Below are 14842 nucleotides of genomic sequence, written 5' to 3' on the forward strand. Positions count from 1 at the left end.
CTCAGGCTCCCCTGGGCTGGAAGTCGCGCACATCGGCGAGGTGGCCGGCGATGGCGGCGGATGCGGCCATGGCGGGCGAAAGCAGATGCGTCCGCCCGCCCGGGCCCTGGCGGCCTTCGAAGTTGCGGTTGGACGTGCTGGCGCAGCGCTGGCCCGGCTTCAGCTTGTCCGGGTTCATGCCGAGGCACATGGAGCAGCCGGCCTCGCGCCATTCGAAGCCCGCTTCCTTCAGGATGCGGTCGAGGCCCTCCTGCTCCGCCTGCTCCTTCACGAGGCCCGAGCCCGGCACGACCAGCGCGCGCACGCCATCCGCGACCTTGCGGCCCTTCGCGATGGCGGCGGCGGCGCGGATGTCCTCGATCCGGCTGTTGGTGCAGGAGCCGATGAAGACCACGTCGACCTTCAGGTCCTGCAGCCGCTGTCCCGGCGTGAGGCCCATGTAGTCGATCATGCGCTGTACCTGCGCGCGGCGGGCCTCGTCCGCGTAGTCCGCGGGGTCCGGGATCACGCCGGTGATGGGCAGCACGTCCTCGGGCGAGGTGCCCCAGGTCAGCTGCGGGATGATCTCGCCGGCGTCAAGGCGCACTTCCCTGTCGAAGACCGCGCCCGGATCGGAGGGCAGCGTCTTCCACCAGGCGACGGCGCGGTCATAGGCCTCGCCCTTCGGCGCGAAGGGGCGGCCCTTGACGTAGTCGAAGGTGGTCTGGTCGGGGGCGACCATGCCGGCGCGCGCGCCGGCCTCGATCGACATGTTGCAGACCGTCATGCGGCCCGCCATGTCGAGCGCGCGGATCGCCTCCCCCGCGTATTCGATGACGTGGCCGGTGCCGCCGGCGGTGCCGATCTTCCCGATGATCGCCAGCACGATGTCCTTGGCCGAGCAGCCCAACGGCAGCGTGCCGTCCACGGTCACGCGCATGTTCTTCGCCGGCTTCTGCAGCAGCGTCTGCGTTGCCATGACGTGCTCGACTTCCGACGTGCCGATGCCGAAGGCCAGCGCGCCCATCGCGCCATGCGTCGAGGTGTGGCTGTCGCCGCAGACCAGCGTCATGCCGGGCAGGCTCAGCCCGAGCTCGGGCCCGATGATGTGGACGATGCCCTGTCGCTTGTCCGTCAGCGGGATGTAGGGGACGCCGAATTCCTTGACGTTCCTCTCCAGCGTCTCGACCTGCTGTCGGCTCTCGGGGTCCTCGATCCTGCCGTAGCGGGACGCATCGGTGGCGATGTTGTGGTCCACCACCGCGATGGTCGCGTCGGGCCGGCGCACCTTGCGACCGGCGAGGCGCAGCCCCTCGAAGGCCTGTGGGCTGGTCACCTCATGGGTGAGGTGCTTGTCGATGTAGAGAACGACGGTGCCGTCCGGGAGCGTCTCGACGACATGGGCGTCCCAGATCTTGTCGAACAGCGTGCGCGGACGTGTACCTGACATTCGTTCTTCCATCACTCACCTTGCGCCTGCGATTCACGCCTCCGGTGCCTGGCCCGTTCCGGGCCCGCGCCCTGCGACGACCGCAGACGAAACCGCGCGGCCCTCTCGGAGCCGCGCGGCGTGTGATCTCAGCCCTCGGCCTGCGTGGTCTCGCGGGCCTTTTCCTGGATGCGGGCCGACTTGCCGGTGCGGCCGCGCAGGTAATAGAGCTTCGCGCGGCGGACGCGGCCGCGGCGCACCACCTGGATCTCCGCCACGTTCGGCGAATACAGCGGGAAGACGCGCTCTACGCCCTCGCCGTAGGAGAGCTTGCGGACCGTGAAGTTGCTGTTCACGCCGCGGTTGGACCGCGCGATCACCACGCCCTCATAGGCCTGGGTGCGGGTGCGCTCGCCCTCGACCACCTTCACCATCACGCGAACGGTGTCGCCCGGCGCGAATTCGGGCGTCGCCCGGGCGGAGGAGAGGCGGGCCTGCTGGGCGGCCTCGAACTGCTGGAGCAGGTTCATCGGAGTGGTTCCCTTCGTGATGGATCTAGGCGGCAGCCGGATGGCCGTCCAGCCGCCCGCCGTCATGGCTGAGGTTGTTCAGATGCTTGGCCCAGAGGTCGGGGCGGCGGCTGCGCGTGGCCTGCTCGGCCTGCTCGCGCCGCCACTTCGCGACCTCGGCGTGATGGCCGGACAGCAGCACATCCGGCACCTTGCGGCCCTGCCACTCGGCGGGCCGGGTGTAGTGCGGGTATTCCAGCAGGCCCTCGGGGCCGTGGCTTTCCTCGGCGGCGCTGTCGGACGCACCCATCACGCCCGGCAGCAGGCGTACGCAGGCGTCGAGCAGCAGGATCGCCCCGACCTCGCCGCCGGAGAGCACGACGTCGCCGACGGAGACCTCGATCATGCCGCGGGCCTCGATCACGCGCTGGTCGAGGCCCTCGTAGCGGCCGCAGACCAGCGTGACGCCGGGACCCGCGGAGAGGTCGCGCACCATCGCCTGCTCGAGCAGCCTGCCGCGCGGCGTGAGGTAGACCAGCGGCGCGCCAGGGTTCGCGGCGAGAGCCGACGCCACTGCCGCATCCACCACGTCCGGGCGCATGACCATCCCCGCCCCGCCCCCAAAGGGCGTGTCGTCCACGCTGCGGTGCCTGTCGGTCGCGAAGCCCCTGATGTCGATCGCGTCCATCGACCACCGCCCGTCCCGCAGCGCCTTGCCGGCGAGCGAGAGGCCGAGCGGCCCGGGGAACATCTCGGGGAACAGCGTGAGGACCGAGGCGCGCCACAGATTGGCCGGCGGATTCACGCCGACGGTGCTCGGGGCCTGCGGCCCCTGCGCCCTCTGGCGATCCGACGGCGTCATGCCGCATCCTCCTCGTCACGAGGTTCCACCACGACTTCCGCCGGCGGCACGACGACCACGCGCCCGCCCGCGACATCCACCACCGGCACGGCGGCCTTGGTGAAGGGCACGAGCCTCTCCCCTGCCCCGCCCTGGATCACCAGGAAGGGGCCGGCGCCGTATTCCTCCACTGCCTTCACCGTGCCGAGCTCACTGCCGTCTTCCGCAACGGCGTGAAGGCCCTCGAGGTCGCACAGCAGGAACTCATCGGGGTCGGCGGGCGGCGGCAAGCGGTCGCGCTCGATGTAGAGCTTCGTGCCGGTCAGCCGCGCTGCGGCATCACGGTCGGCGATGCCCTCGATGCGGCCGAGGCCGCCCGGCATCGCGGTGACGGCGTAGCGCTTCGTGCCGTCGGCGTCGGTCAGCGGCCCATAGGCGCCGATCGCCTTCGGGTCGGCCGTGAAGGCGTGCAGGCGCACCAGGCCCCGTACCCCGTGCGGCCTCCCGATCTCGCCAAGTAGCACACGCTTCGTCACAACCAGCCCTCAGGCGAAGGTTTTCAGCCCGCCGCAGCCGCGGCCGCGGCAGCCCGCTCCTGCGCCTTCTTCTTGGGCGCGGACTTCTTGGGCTGCTCGGGGAAGGTCGGCATCGGCGCCAGGCCGGCATGGCCGAGGAACTTCGCCACGCGCTCCGTCGGCAGCGCGCCCTGCGACTTCCAGTGGTTGATGCGCTCGGCATAGAGCCGCACGCGGTCGGGATGCTCGGCGGGCAGCATGGGGTTGTAGGAGCCGAGCTTCTCGATGAAGCGGCCGTCGCGGGGCGAGCGGCTGTCGGCCACCACGATGTGGTAGTAGGGACGCTTCTTCGCGCCGGCGCGGGCGAGGCGGATCTTGAGGCCCATAAGTCTACGCTCTCCTGTTCAGAACGGTCTGCGGTTTCCAAGGCCGGGGATCAGCGAGGAGAGGCCCCCGCGCATCATTCCCTTCTGGCCGAGCTTGTTCATCCGCTTCATCATCGCGGACATGTCGTCGAAATTCTTGAGAAGCTTGTTCACCTCCTGAACGGAGGTGCCGCTGCCCGCGGCGATGCGCTTCTTGCGGCTCGCCTTCAGGATGTCGGGGTTACGGCGTTCCCGCGGCGTCATCGATCCGATGATCGCGGCCTGGCGCTTCAGCATGGTCTGATCGAGGTTCGCGTTCTCGATCTGCGACTTGATCTTGCCGATGCCGGGCAGCATGCCGAGCATGCCGCTCAGCGAGCCCATCTTGTTGATCTGCTTCAGCTGGGACGCGTAGTCCTCGAGGTCGAAGGTCCCCTTCTGGATCTTCTTCGCGAGCTTCTCGGCCTCGGCCTGGTCGATGTTCTCCGCGGCCTTCTCGACCAGGCTGACGATGTCGCCCATGCCGAGGATGCGGTTGGCGATGCGGTCGGGGTGGAAGTCCTCCAGCGCATCCAGCTTCTCGCCGGCGCCGAGCAGCTTGATCGGCGCGCCGGTCACCGCGCGCATCGACAGCGCAGCGCCACCGCGCGCGTCGCCGTCCACCCGCGTCATCACCACGCCCGTCACGCCGACCTTGTCCTGGAAGGCGCGCGCGGTGTTGACGGCGTCCTGGCCGGTCATGGCGTCCACGACCAGCAGCGTCTCGTGCGGCTTCGCGAAGGCCTTCACCTCCGCCACTTCCGCCATCAGCGCGTCGTCGATCGCCAGGCGACCAGCGGTGTCGAGCACGACGACGTCGTAGAGCTCGCGCCGAGCCACATCCATCGCGCGGTTCGCGATCTGCAGCGGGCTCTCGCCGGCGACGATCGGGAGCGACGTGACCTCGGCCTGCTGCGCCAGCGTCTGCAGCTGCAGCTGCGCCGCGGGGCGGTGCACGTCGAGCGAGGCCAGCAGGACCTTCTTGCGGTCGCGCATGCGCAGACGCAGCGCGATCTTGCCGGAGGTCGTGGTCTTGCCCGAGCCCTGCAGGCCGACCATCAGGATCGGCACCGGCGAGGGCGCGTTCAGGTCGATGCCGCGCCTGCCGTCGTCGGCCGCGCCGCCGCCCAGCGCCTCGACCAGCGCATCGTTGACGATCTTGACGACCTGCTGCGCTGGCGAGACCGAGCGGATGACCTCCACCCCGACCGCGCGTTCGCGCACCTTGTTGATGAGGTCGCGGACCACGGGCAGCGCGACGTCGGCCTCCAGCAGCGCGACGCGGACCTCGCGCAGCGCTTCCTGGACGTCGGCTTCCGACAGCGCGCCGCGGCGGCGCAGCTTGTCGAAGACCCCGGTCAGCCTGTTGCCCAGCGCCTCGAACAAGGCGGGAAGTCCTTCCGTTGCGGCCGCCCCAAACGGTATCGCGCCGCTGCGCGAGCCTTCGCGGAGCGGCGGCGCCCGCCCCTCCATCGGGGCCGGCGAAAGGTCCAGGGCGGACCAGGGAGCCGGCGAGATAGGCCCTCGGGGCCTTGCGCGTCAAGTTCCGGGCGCTACCGGGCCGCGGGGTGACGCTTCCGTGAGCAAGCTTTGGCCAGGCCGGAGGCAGGGCCGGCCCCCTCGCCTGGGCCGGGACGCCCGTACCGCATGGCATCGCGCTTGCACACCGCGTGGGCAGTTCCCGAAGGAAGGCCCTCCCCGATGACCCGAGCTTCCCGCCGCGCCCTGCTCGCCGCCGGCGCCCTTGCCGGCTTTCCCTCCCTCGTCCGCGCCCAGACCCGCGACCTCGTGGTGGGCGGCGCGGCCGGCATGGCGGGCTACATGCGGGAATTCGTCTTCCCCGTGATCGAGCGGAAGAACAACCTCCGCGTCGTCTTCGACGGGACCCGGTCGCTGGTGAACCTCGAGAAGATGCGCGCCGACCGGGCCAGCCCGCGCATGTCCGTGGTGCTGATGGACGACCCCATCATGGCGATCGCGCAGGGCGAGGGACTTCTGGCGCCGCTGGCGACGTCCGCCATGCCGAACCTGGCGAAGATCCGCCCGACCGCGATCCAGATGGACGGCGCCTGGGCGAACTACCAGATCCCCTGGGTCGGCATCGCCTACAACACGCGCGCGCTGCGCAACGGCGTGGACAGCTACGAGGCGCTGTGGGCGCCGGCGAACCGCGGCCGCGTCATCCTGCCCTCGCTGCAGAACACCGAGGGGCTCTGGACGATGATCATCGCGGCGCACCTGGAAACGGGCAAGCCCTTCGCCGAGGCGCAATACGACGCCGACGCGGCCTTCCGGAAGCTGGCGACGCTGAAGCCGAACCTGCTGACGATCTACACCAATCAGCCCCAGGCGCAGAACCTGCTGGAGTCAGGGGAGGCGCGGATCATGTCCGGCCAGTTCTCGTCCTACACGCTGGTGCGCGCGGCGGACGGGGCGCCGGTCGGGCTGTCGGCGCCGAAGGAAGGCGTCTTCGCAATGCCATCGGGGATCTGCAAGGTGAAGGGCGGGCCAAACGAGGAACTCGCCAACGCCTTCATCGACGCCTTCCTCGGCGCCGAGGTGCAGCAGATCCTGGCCGAGAAATCCTTCGTCCTGCCGACCAACACCGATGCGCGCGTGCCGGCCGGCATGTTGGTGCCACCCGGCGTGCCCTTCGCGCCGGACTGGGCCAACGTGAACCGCAACCGCGACGCCTGGATCCGCCGCTGGAACGAGGTGATGGGTTAGTTGAGTGCCCACCTCGTAGTAAACGGTGTCAGCAAGCGGTTCCGTAGCACCACCGTCCTGGACGACCTCTCCCTCGCCGTCGGCAAGGGGGAGTTCGTGTCGCTGCTCGGACCCTCGGGCTGCGGGAAGACGACGCTGCTGCGCATCCTGGCGGGGCTGCTGGAGCCCGATGGCGGCACCGTGCGCCTGGCCGGCCAGGACATGGGCCGCCTGCCGCCGCACCGGCGCAACGTGGGCGTGGTCTTCCAGAACTACGCGCTCTTCCCGCATTTGACGGTCGCGGAGAACGTTGCCTTCGGGCTGAAGGCGCGCCGCGCGCCGAAGGCCGAGATCGGGCCGCGCGTGGCGACGCTTCTGGAGATGGTCCAGCTGGGCTCGCTGGCGTCGCGAGCGATCGCGCAGCTCTCGGGCGGGCAGCAGCAGCGGGTCGCGATGGCGCGCGCGCTGGCGGTGAACCCCGAGCTGATCCTGCTGGACGAGCCGCTCTCGGCCCTCGACCGCAAGCTGCGCGAGACCATGCAGGTCGAGCTGCGGCGGCTGCTTCGGGAGCTCGGCATGACCGCGATCTTTGTCACCCACGACCAGGAGGAGGCGCTGGCGCTGTCAGACCGGATCGCGGTGATGAACACCGGCCGTATCGAGCATCTCGGAACGCCCGCCGAGATCTACGCGCGCCCCGCCACGCCCTTCGTGCTGGATTTCGTGGGACAGTCCACCGCGTTGACCGGCGAGGTGATCGAGGCACAGGACGGCATGCTGACCGTCCAGACGACCGCCGGCACGCTGCGCGCGCCAGGGCACTTCGCGACCCGGTCGCGCGTGATGGTCGCGGTGCGGCCGGAACGGATCGCTGCGCAGGCGCCTGCCGACGAAGGCTGGACCGGCATTGCCCTGCCGGTCGCGGCGCAGACCTTCCTCGGCAGCCGGCGCCTGGTGCATGGTGCGGTCGGCGCCGGCGACCGAGCCATCATCGAACTGCCGGCCGAGGCCGAGGTCGCGGGCGACACGCTGGCCATCTCCTGGCGGGTCGAGGACACGCTGGTCTATCCGGCGCCGGCGGCGTGATGCGCTTGCACATCGCCTGGCTCGCCGCGCCGGCGCTGGCCTTCTTCCTGCTGGTCTTCGCGCTGCCGCTCGGCGTGCTGCTCTTCGGCAGCCTGCGCGGCGCGGAGGGCTGGACGCTGGCGGGCTACGCCGATTTCCTCGGCGAGGCCTATTCCTGGGCGGTGATCGGGCGGACGCTGAAGCTCGCGACGCTGACCACGCTGATCTGCCTCCTCCTCGGCTACCCCGCGGCCTTCGCGATGGCGCGCACGCGTGGGATCGCGCAGTCACTGCTGGTGGCCGCGATGCTGCTGCCGCTCTCGCTCAGCGTCATCGTGAAGGCCTTCGGCTGGACCGTGCTGCTGCGCCGCAACGGCGTGGTGAACGACCTGCTCGTCTGGAGCGGCATCGTCGAGGAGCCGATCCGCCTGATCTTCACCGAGGCCGGGCTTCTCATCGGCATCACCAACATCTTCCTGCCCTTCATGGTGCTGCCGATCTTCAGCGTCGTGCGGCAGATCGACGGGCGGCTGACGGATGCCGCGGCGACGCTCGGTGGTGGGCCGTTCCATGTCTTCACCCGCGTCACCGTGCCGCTGACCATGCCAGGCGTCGCGGCGGGGGTGACGCTCGTCTTCTCCATGGCGATCGCGGCCTATGTCATCCCGACGCTGCTGATGGGCGACCGCTACCAGACGCTGTCCACGACCATCGCGACGTCCTTCCTCTATCTCCAGGCGCCGCAGCGTGGATCGGTGGCGGGCGTCGTGCTGCTCGCGATGTCGCTCGTTGTGGTGGTGGGCAGCGCGGTGCTGGCGAAGCGGCTGAGGCGGGCGTAATGCGACGGCTCGGTCTTGCCGTCGCCTGGATCGCGCTGGGCGCGGCGGTGGTGTTCCTCCTGGCGCCGCTGGTGGTGACCGCCGGCGTGTCGCTGTCGCCGTCGCGGGTCTTCGAACTGCCGGAGGGCGCGATCTCCTGGCGGTGGTACGAGCGGATCCCGCGCCTGGACGGCCTCTGGGAGTCGGTGATCCTGAGCTTCCAGGTCGCGGCGATCGCGACGGCGGTGTCGCTCGTTCTCGGCACCATGGCGGCAATCGCGGTGGTGCGCGGGACCTTCCCGGGGCGCGAGGCGATCGCGACCTTCCTGGTCTCGCCGCTGATGCTGCCGGGCCTGGTGATCGGCATCGCGATGCTGCAGTCCTTCCGCGCCGTGGGGCTGCGGGACCCGACGGCGGCGCTGCTGATCGCGCATGTCGTCATCGTGCTGCCCTTCGTGGTGCGCACGCTGACGGCGGGTCTGTCGCTGTTCGACTTCGCGCTGATCGACGCGGCGCGGACGCTCGGGCTGAGCTATCCCGCGGCGGTGCTGAAGGTGATGGTGCCGGTGCTGTCGCCGTCCTTCATCACGGGCGGGCTGTTCGGCTTCCTCGCCTCGCTCGACAACTACCCGATCTCGATCTTCCTGACCGACGTCTACCACCGGACGCTGCCGATCCAGTTGCTGCAGTATCTCGGGGAATCGCCGGACCCGACGGTCGCGGCGGTGTCCACGCTGATCATCGCGCTGACGGCGGTGGTGCTGGTGATCGGGGATCGGCTGGTGGGGCTGGACCGGATGGCGGGCGTATAGAACTCCCCACGAAGTCGCTTCGCGCCTCCGTGGGGGCCCCCTATCGGCGCCTACTTCGGCGCGAGCACCATGATCATCTGGCGGTTCTCCAGGCGGGGCATGGATTCCACCTTGGTGGTCTCCGCCAGCTCCGTCCGGATGCGGTCCAGCACCTTCAGGCCGAGGTCCTGGTGCGCCATCTCGCGGCCGCGGAAGCGGAGCGTGACCTTCACCTTGTCGCCCTCGCCGATGAATTCCTTCATCTGGCGCATCTTCACGTCGTAGTCGTGGTCGTCGATGTTCGGACGGACCTTGATCTCCTTGATCTCCACGACCTTCTGGCGCTTGCGGGCCTCGTTGGCCTTCTTCTGCTGCTCGTATTTGTACTTGCCGTAGTCCAGGATCTTGACCACCGGCGGCACGGCATTCGGGCTGATCTCGAGAAGGTCGAGGCCGACCTCATAGGCGCGCAACAACGCCTCCCGGGCGCTCATCACGCCCTGCATCTCGCCGTCCTGGTCGATAAGGCGGACCTGGGGAACCCGGATCTCCTCATTCACCCGCGGGCCGTCACGTGTCGGCATCTGGGCGGGCATTGGTCCTCGGGGTATGGCGCACTCCTGTCGTTGTTTCTGGGCAAGTTGCGTGGATTCGGCCGGAAGTTATGGCGATCCGGCCGTCGCGTTGCAACCCGAAGGTCACGGAGGCCCCCTCGCGGGAGGCCGAGCAGGCGGTCTATGAGGCCGCCCGCAAGTCGGGCGGGGTGGCCTCGGCGGCCAGGCGGGCCACGGCCTCGGCGAGCGTCACCGTTTCCTGCTCGCGGCCGGGTAGGCGACGCAGGACAAGGGTCCCCTCCTCCGCCTCCTTCCGGCCGACGACGGCGAGCACCGGCACCCGCTGGTCGATATGGTCCACGACCTTGCGGTTGATCTTCTCGTTCCGCAGGTCGAGTTCCGCCCGGATCCCGCCGGCCTGCAGGGCGGCGACGGCACGACGCGCATACTCGTCGGCATCCGACACGATGGTTGCCACCACCACCTGGACCGGCGCCAGCCAGAGCGGGAAGCGGCCTGCATGCTGCTCGATCAGGATGCCGAGGAAGCGCTCGAAGGACCCGAGGATCGCGCGGTGCAGCATCACCGGGCGCTTTCGGCTGCCGTCCTCTGCCACGTATTCCGAGCCGAGCCGTTCCGGCAGCACGAAATCCACCTGCAGCGTGCCGCACTGCCAGTCCCGCCCGATCGCGTCGCGCAGGACGAATTCCAGCTTCGGCCCGTAGAAGGCGCCCTCGCCGGGGTTCAGCACGTATTCCACGCCGGCGATGCGGCACGCCTCCTTCAGCGCGCCTTCCGCCTGGTCCCATACGGCGTCGCTGCCCGCCCGCCTGGCAGGGCGGTCGGAGAACTTCACGCGGAAATCGGCGAAGCCGAGGTCGCGGTAGATCCCGGACAGCAGCTCGACGAAGCGCACGGTCTCCGGCGCGATCTGCTCCTCGGTGCAGAAGATGTGCGCGTCGTCCTGGGTGAAGGCGCGCACCCGCATGATGCCGTGCAGCGCGCCCGAGGGCTCATAGCGGTGGCAGGCGCCGAATTCCGCGAGCCGCATCGGCAGCTCGCGGTAGCTGCGGACGCCCTGGTTGAAGATCTGGACGTGGCAGGGGCAGTTCATCGGCTTCACCGCCAGCACGCGGTCCTTCTCCGACTCGTCCTCGACGGTCGCGATGAACATGTGCGGGCGGTAGTTCTCCCAGTGGCCGCTCTCGATCCAGAGCTTGCGGTCCACCAGCTGCGGGGTCTTCACCTCGAGATAATCGGCCGCGTCCAGCCGGCGGCGCATGAAGTCCTCGACCACGCGATACAGCTTCCAGCCCTTGGGGTGCCAGAAGACGGAGCCGACCGCTTCCTCCTGCAGGTGGAAGAGGTTCATCTCCTTGCCGATCTTGCGGTGGTCGCGCTTCTCCGCCTCCTCCAGCTGGAGGAGATAGGCGTCGAGCTCCTTGCGGTCCCGCCAGGCGGTCCCGTAGATGCGGGACAGCATGGCGTTGCGGTGGTCGCCGCGCCAGTAGGCGCCGGCCACCTTCATCAGCTTGAAGGCGTCGCCGACATCGCCGGTGCCGCGCATGTGCGGGCCGCGGCAGAGGTCGATCCAGTCGCCCTGCCTGTACAGGGTGATGGTCTCGCCGCGCGGCAGGTCCTGGATCAGCTCGACCTTGTACTTCTCGCCCTTCGCCTCGAAGAGGGCGATCGCCTCGTGCCGGGTGGTCACGATGCGCTCGAACGCGGCGTTGCGCGCGACGATCTCGCGCATCTTCGCCTCGATGGCGGGGAAGTCCTCGGGGGTAAAGGGCTCGTTGCGGGCGAAGTCGTAGTAGAAGCCGTTCTCGATCGCCGGGCCGATGGTGACCTGGGTGCCGGGGAACAGCGCCTGCACGGCTTCCGCCAGGACATGGGCCGCGTCGTGGCGGATGAGCCCGAGCGCCGCGTCGTCCTTGCGGGTGATGAAGCGCAGCGACGCATCGGCCTCGATCTCGCGGCCGAGGTCCATGAGCTTGCCGTCCACTTCCATGGCGAGCGCGGCCTTCGCCAGGCCCGGCCCGATCGAGGCCGCCACCGTCGTGCCGGTCACGGGCCCGTCGAAGACGCGCAACGAGCCGTCGGGCAAGGTGATGGCGGGCATGGAAGGGTTTCCGGGCTCCCGGGGGTGGATGGGGGACGGGACATGGCCAGCCCCGCCCCGCCGCGTCAAGGCGCGGGGATGGCGGCGCGGACCTGCGCCACGGGCAGGGCGGCGAGCGGGACGTGGCGGATCACCTGCGCCGCGGCGCCGCGCGGGGCGCAGAGGGCGGGGTCGCTGTCCCCGCCGAACAGGGCGAGCGTCGGGCAGCCCGCCGCCGCCACGATATGGGTCGGCCCGGTGTCGTTTCCCACCGCCCAGAGCGCCTTGCGGGCAATGGCGGCGATCTCGGCGAAGCTGGTCCTGCCGGTCAGGTCGATTGCCTTCGGCGAGGCGGTCAGGATGGTCGCAGCAATGTCGCGCTCGGCAAGGCCGCCGATGATGGCGACGGGCAGGTCGAGCCCGGCCGCCAGTTCCGCGAAGCGCTCGGCCGGCCAGCGCTTCAGCGGCCGCAGCGGCGACGCCCCGGGGATCAGCAGGCCGAAGCGGTCGGGCAGGCCGAAACGGGAGAGATCGGCATCGAGCCAGTCCAGCGCCGGCGCCGGGAAGTCGTGGATACCCGCCATCTCCAGCTGGTCGCGCTGCCGGTCCACCGTGTGCAAGGCGTCGCGCCGCGGATTGGCATGGGGGTGGGAGGCGCCGGGGGCGATGCCGGACCACTCCGCCCCGTGCCCAACCAGCCAGCGGTAGCGCGAGGATCGCGCGGAGGTCTGGAGGTCGTAGACCCGGTCGAACCGCGCCCCGCGCAGCCGCCGCGCCAACGAGACCAGGCCGCGGGGGTCGGACCAGGAAGGCCGCCCGTCCTCCCACACCTCGTCGAACCAGGGCGAACGCCGCGCCAGATCGGCGAAGGGCTTCGTCGTCAGCAGGGTGATGCGGGCGCCGGGGTGATGCGCACGGATCGCGGCGAAGGGCCCGAAGGACTGCACGAAGTCGCCGAGCGCGCCGAGGCGGATGACCAGGATGCGCCTCACTGCAGAAGCTCGCGATAGACGTCGAGCGTCTTGCGCTGCATCGCCTCGGTCGTGAGGTCGCGCAGGACAACAGCGCGGGCCGCGGCGCCGATCGCCTCGCGCTCGGCCTCCGGCATGGCCAGCACGCGCGCCAGCGCATCGGCGAGCACGGCGGGATCGCCGGGCGGGACACGCCAGCCCGTGACGCCTTCCTCCACCGTCTCCCGCGGGCCGCCGAGGTCCGACGCGATGACGGGGCGGCCCATGCTCTGCGCCTCGGTCACGGTGCGGCCGAAGGCCTCGGCGTCGGTGCTGGCATGGACCACGACGTCGGCGGCCAGCAACGCGACATCCATCGCGTCCACATGGCCGGCGAGGACCAGGCGGTCCGCGACGCCGAGCGCCGCGGCGCGGTCGCGGAGGTCGCCGGCGAAGGAAGCGCTCCCGGCACCGACCAGCACCGCCCGCACGCCTGGCAGGCGCGGCAGCGCCTCCACCAGCGTCATCTGGCCCTTCCAGCGCGTCATGCGGCCGGGCAGCAGGACCAGGCGCTGGCCGGGCGCGGCGCCCCAGGCCTCGCGCTGCGCAAGGATGCGGGAAGCGGGCACGGCGGCAGGGTCGAAGCGGCGGGGATCGACGCCGCGCAGGATGACGCGGATGCGCCCGGCCGCGTCGGGATGGCGGGCGAGGATGTGGTCGGCGATGAAGCGGCTGATCGCGATGACGCGGTCGCCGCGCACCATGACGGAATTATAGAGCCGCTTGCCCGGCACGTTCTCGTTGTAGGCGCCGTGCCAGGTCGTGACGAAGCGCGCCCCGGTGCGGCGGGCCGCGATGAAGGCCGACCAGGCGGGGCCGCGGGAGCGGGCGTGAAGGATCGCGATCTCCTCCCGCCGCGCCAGATCGGCGAGCGCACCGGCGTTGCGCCAGATCGCGAGCGGCGACTTGGTGTCGAGCGGCAGCGCGACATGCGTGGCGCCGACGGCTTCGAGCTGCGGCACCAGGGGCCCGCCGGCCGAGGCGACATAGGCGCGCATCCCAGCGGCCGCGGTGGCTTCCGCGATCTCGATCGTGCCGCGCTCCACCCCGCCCGAGACGAGGGCCGGCAGCACCTGCAGGATGGCGGGCGGGCGGGACATCGGCGCGGGACTACAGGCGCCGGCGGGACGAGGCTATCCCCCCTGCCCCGCGCGCCTGTGGGCATAGGTCGCGTCCAGCTTCTCCCGGAGGTAGTCGGCGCAGGTGATGGCGGGCCATGGCGGCGGGTTGGCGGGTGCGGTGCAGGACGGCAGCGCGGCCACGACGGCTTCCGGGTTGGCGTCGAGGAAGAAGGCGGCGGAGTAGCGCTCGGCTTCCGGGGCGCGGACGCGGTGAGGGGTGGACGCATAGACCCCGTTGGTCCAGCGCATCAGGCAATCCCCGATGTTGCAGATGAAGGCGCCGGGGACATGCGGCACGTCTTCCCAGTCGCCGCCGCGCCGCTGCACCTGCAGGCCGGGCACGCCGTCGGTGGCGAGCACCGTGACATTGCCGTAGTCCGTGTGCGCGCCGGCGCCTAGCGGGGCGGCGGGCGCGCCGGCGGCGGGGTGATGGAGGACGCGGAGCGTGGCGATGGGGCGGTCGAGCTTGTCCTCGAACCAATCCTCTTCCAGGCCGAGGTCGATGGCGAAGCCGCGGTGCAGCAGCCGCCCCAGGGACCAGGCCGCGTCGAAATGCGCAAGCATGGCCTCGCGGAAACCCGGCAGATCGGGCCAGAGGTTCACTCCGCGGAAGGGCTTGCCGGCGAGGATTTCGGCGTCGTCGGGCGGCAGGTCGAGGCCGATGTTGAAGGCCTCCTTCCGGTCGGCGGGCTTGCCGGGGTCCAGCTGTTCCTCGTTGAGCGCGACATAGCCGCGGTTGTGGGACGAACGCCTGATCGACAGCGCGTCCTTCACGGCGTCCGGCTGGCCGAACAGCGCGCGGGCCGCGGCGAACATGCCGGCCACGGTCGCCGGCGGGATGCCATGGCCGGTGACGAGGAAGAAACCGGGACCGCGGCAGGCCGCGCCGAGTTCCGCGGCGACGCGCCGGCGGTCGGCGGGATCGGCGCTGGACAGGCCGGAGACGTCTATGACGGGAACCGCGCTCATCGCGCGATGATGGCGCGCCGGCGTGGTCCT

15 protein-coding genes are annotated in these 14842 nt (G+C 70.5%); 4 read left to right on the forward strand and 11 right to left on the reverse strand.

The features are described 5' to 3' along the window. Position 1 precedes the first annotated feature (1 nt). The 6 genes from leuC to ffh all read right to left on the reverse strand — a co-directional run bounded on the left by leuC (position 2) and on the right by ffh (position 5063). Positions 2 to 1429 (reverse strand): 3-isopropylmalate dehydratase large subunit, encoded by a 1428-nt coding sequence (gene leuC, locus ACLF3M_RS28825; protein WP_430660458.1) that lies wholly within the window; start codon positions 1427 to 1429, stop codon positions 2 to 4. Between the two features lie 128 nt (positions 1430 to 1557). Continuing rightward, positions 1558 to 1938 (reverse strand): 50S ribosomal protein L19, encoded by a 381-nt coding sequence (gene rplS / locus ACLF3M_RS28830; protein ID WP_430660459.1) that lies wholly within the window; start codon positions 1936 to 1938, stop codon positions 1558 to 1560. A 25-nt stretch (positions 1939 to 1963) separates the two neighbouring features. Continuing rightward, positions 1964 to 2668 carry a tRNA (guanosine(37)-N1)-methyltransferase TrmD gene (trmD, locus tag ACLF3M_RS28835; RefSeq protein ID WP_430660500.1) on the reverse strand — a complete coding sequence of 235 codons (705 nt, stop codon included), beginning with the start codon at positions 2666 to 2668 and terminating at the stop codon, positions 1964 to 1966. Positions 2669 to 2775: 107 nt separating this feature from the next. Next, complete coding sequence (rimM, locus tag ACLF3M_RS28840; protein ID WP_430660460.1) at positions 2776 to 3294, reverse strand: ribosome maturation factor RimM; 519 nt, start codon at positions 3292 to 3294, stop codon at positions 2776 to 2778. Positions 3295 to 3317: 23 nt separating this feature from the next. Further along, on the reverse strand, positions 3318 to 3659 hold the full coding sequence (gene rpsP / locus ACLF3M_RS28845; RefSeq protein WP_430660461.1) for a 30S ribosomal protein S16: 342 nt from the start codon (positions 3657 to 3659) through the stop codon (positions 3318 to 3320). Positions 3660 to 3677: 18 nt separating this feature from the next. After that, a complete protein-coding gene (gene ffh, locus ACLF3M_RS28850) occupies positions 3678 to 5063 on the reverse strand; it encodes a signal recognition particle protein (RefSeq protein ID WP_430660462.1) in 1386 nt (461 codons plus the stop codon). Between the two features lie 315 nt (positions 5064 to 5378). Here ffh and ACLF3M_RS28855 point away from each other — a divergent pair, with 315 nt between their 5' ends. Genes ACLF3M_RS28855 through ACLF3M_RS28870 form a run of 4 tightly spaced genes read left to right on the forward strand, consistent with a single transcriptional unit; the run spans position 5379 to position 9078 of the window. Continuing rightward, the gene (locus ACLF3M_RS28855) at positions 5379 to 6404 is read left to right on the forward strand and encodes an ABC transporter substrate-binding protein (protein WP_430660463.1); all 1026 of its coding nucleotides are present in this window, start codon (positions 5379 to 5381) and stop codon (positions 6402 to 6404) included. Further along, the gene (locus ACLF3M_RS28860; protein WP_430660464.1) at positions 6405 to 7469 is read left to right on the forward strand and encodes an ABC transporter ATP-binding protein; all 1065 of its coding nucleotides are present in this window, start codon (positions 6405 to 6407) and stop codon (positions 7467 to 7469) included. Continuing rightward, complete coding sequence (locus tag ACLF3M_RS28865) at positions 7466 to 8287, forward strand: ABC transporter permease (protein WP_430660465.1); 822 nt, start codon at positions 7466 to 7468, stop codon at positions 8285 to 8287. Before ACLF3M_RS28860 ends, ACLF3M_RS28865 begins: the two co-directional genes overlap by 4 nt. After that, entirely contained in the window at positions 8287 to 9078 is a 792-nt protein-coding gene (locus tag ACLF3M_RS28870; protein WP_430660466.1) for an ABC transporter permease, read from the forward strand. The genes ACLF3M_RS28865 and ACLF3M_RS28870 overlap by 1 nt, the downstream gene beginning before the upstream one ends. A gap of 50 nt (positions 9079 to 9128) precedes the next feature. Here the strand turns inward: ACLF3M_RS28870 and infC are convergent, their stop codons facing one another. The 5 genes from infC to ACLF3M_RS28895 form a co-directional block, all read right to left on the reverse strand. Next, a complete protein-coding gene (infC, locus tag ACLF3M_RS28875) occupies positions 9129 to 9641 on the reverse strand; it encodes a translation initiation factor IF-3 (protein ID WP_430660467.1) in 513 nt (170 codons plus the stop codon). Between the two features lie 151 nt (positions 9642 to 9792). Next, on the reverse strand, positions 9793 to 11733 hold the full coding sequence (gene thrS / locus ACLF3M_RS28880; RefSeq protein WP_430660468.1) for a threonine--tRNA ligase: 1941 nt from the start codon (positions 11731 to 11733) through the stop codon (positions 9793 to 9795). A 65-nt stretch (positions 11734 to 11798) separates the two neighbouring features. Next, positions 11799 to 12704: a glycosyltransferase family 9 protein gene (locus tag ACLF3M_RS28885; RefSeq protein WP_430660469.1), complete on the reverse strand. Its 906-nt coding sequence runs from the start codon at positions 12702 to 12704 to the stop codon at positions 11799 to 11801. After that, complete coding sequence (locus ACLF3M_RS28890) at positions 12701 to 13822, reverse strand: glycosyltransferase family 4 protein (RefSeq protein ID WP_430660470.1); 1122 nt, start codon at positions 13820 to 13822, stop codon at positions 12701 to 12703. Before ACLF3M_RS28890 ends, ACLF3M_RS28885 begins: the two co-directional genes overlap by 4 nt. Positions 13823 to 13855: 33 nt before the next feature. Beyond that, positions 13856 to 14812 carry an isopenicillin N synthase family dioxygenase gene (locus ACLF3M_RS28895; protein ID WP_430660471.1) on the reverse strand — a complete coding sequence of 319 codons (957 nt, stop codon included), beginning with the start codon at positions 14810 to 14812 and terminating at the stop codon, positions 13856 to 13858. Between the last annotated feature and the right edge of the window lie 30 nt (positions 14813 to 14842).

It is taken from the genome of Falsiroseomonas sp. HW251 (assembly GCF_050563545.1).
In the GTDB taxonomy this organism is placed as follows: Bacteria; Pseudomonadota; Alphaproteobacteria; order Acetobacterales; family Acetobacteraceae; genus Falsiroseomonas.

Excerpts from the sequence above, each read along its gene's own strand:
- leuC (WP_430660458.1), bottom strand. The coding sequence starts at position 1,429 with ATGTCAGGTACACGTCCGCGCACGCTGTTCGACAAGATCTGGGACGCC.
- rplS (WP_430660459.1), bottom strand. The coding sequence starts at position 1,938 with ATGAACCTGCTCCAGCAGTTCGAGGCCGCCCAGCAGGCCCGCCTCTCC.
- trmD (WP_430660500.1), bottom strand. The coding sequence starts at position 2,668 with ATGTTCCCCGGGCCGCTCGGCCTCTCGCTCGCCGGCAAGGCGCTGCGG.
- rpsP (WP_430660461.1), bottom strand. The coding sequence starts at position 3,659 with ATGGGCCTCAAGATCCGCCTCGCCCGCGCCGGCGCGAAGAAGCGTCCC.
- ACLF3M_RS28855 (WP_430660463.1), top strand. The coding sequence starts at position 5,379 with ATGACCCGAGCTTCCCGCCGCGCCCTGCTCGCCGCCGGCGCCCTTGCC.
- ACLF3M_RS28870 (WP_430660466.1), top strand. The coding sequence starts at position 8,287 with ATGCGACGGCTCGGTCTTGCCGTCGCCTGGATCGCGCTGGGCGCGGCG.
- infC (WP_430660467.1), bottom strand. The coding sequence starts at position 9,641 with ATGCCGACACGTGACGGCCCGCGGGTGAATGAGGAGATCCGGGTTCCC.
- thrS (WP_430660468.1), bottom strand. The coding sequence starts at position 11,733 with ATGCCCGCCATCACCTTGCCCGACGGCTCGTTGCGCGTCTTCGACGGG.
- ACLF3M_RS28890 (WP_430660470.1), bottom strand. The coding sequence starts at position 13,822 with ATGTCCCGCCCGCCCGCCATCCTGCAGGTGCTGCCGGCCCTCGTCTCG.
- ACLF3M_RS28895 (WP_430660471.1), bottom strand. The coding sequence starts at position 14,812 with ATGAGCGCGGTTCCCGTCATAGACGTCTCCGGCCTGTCCAGCGCCGAT.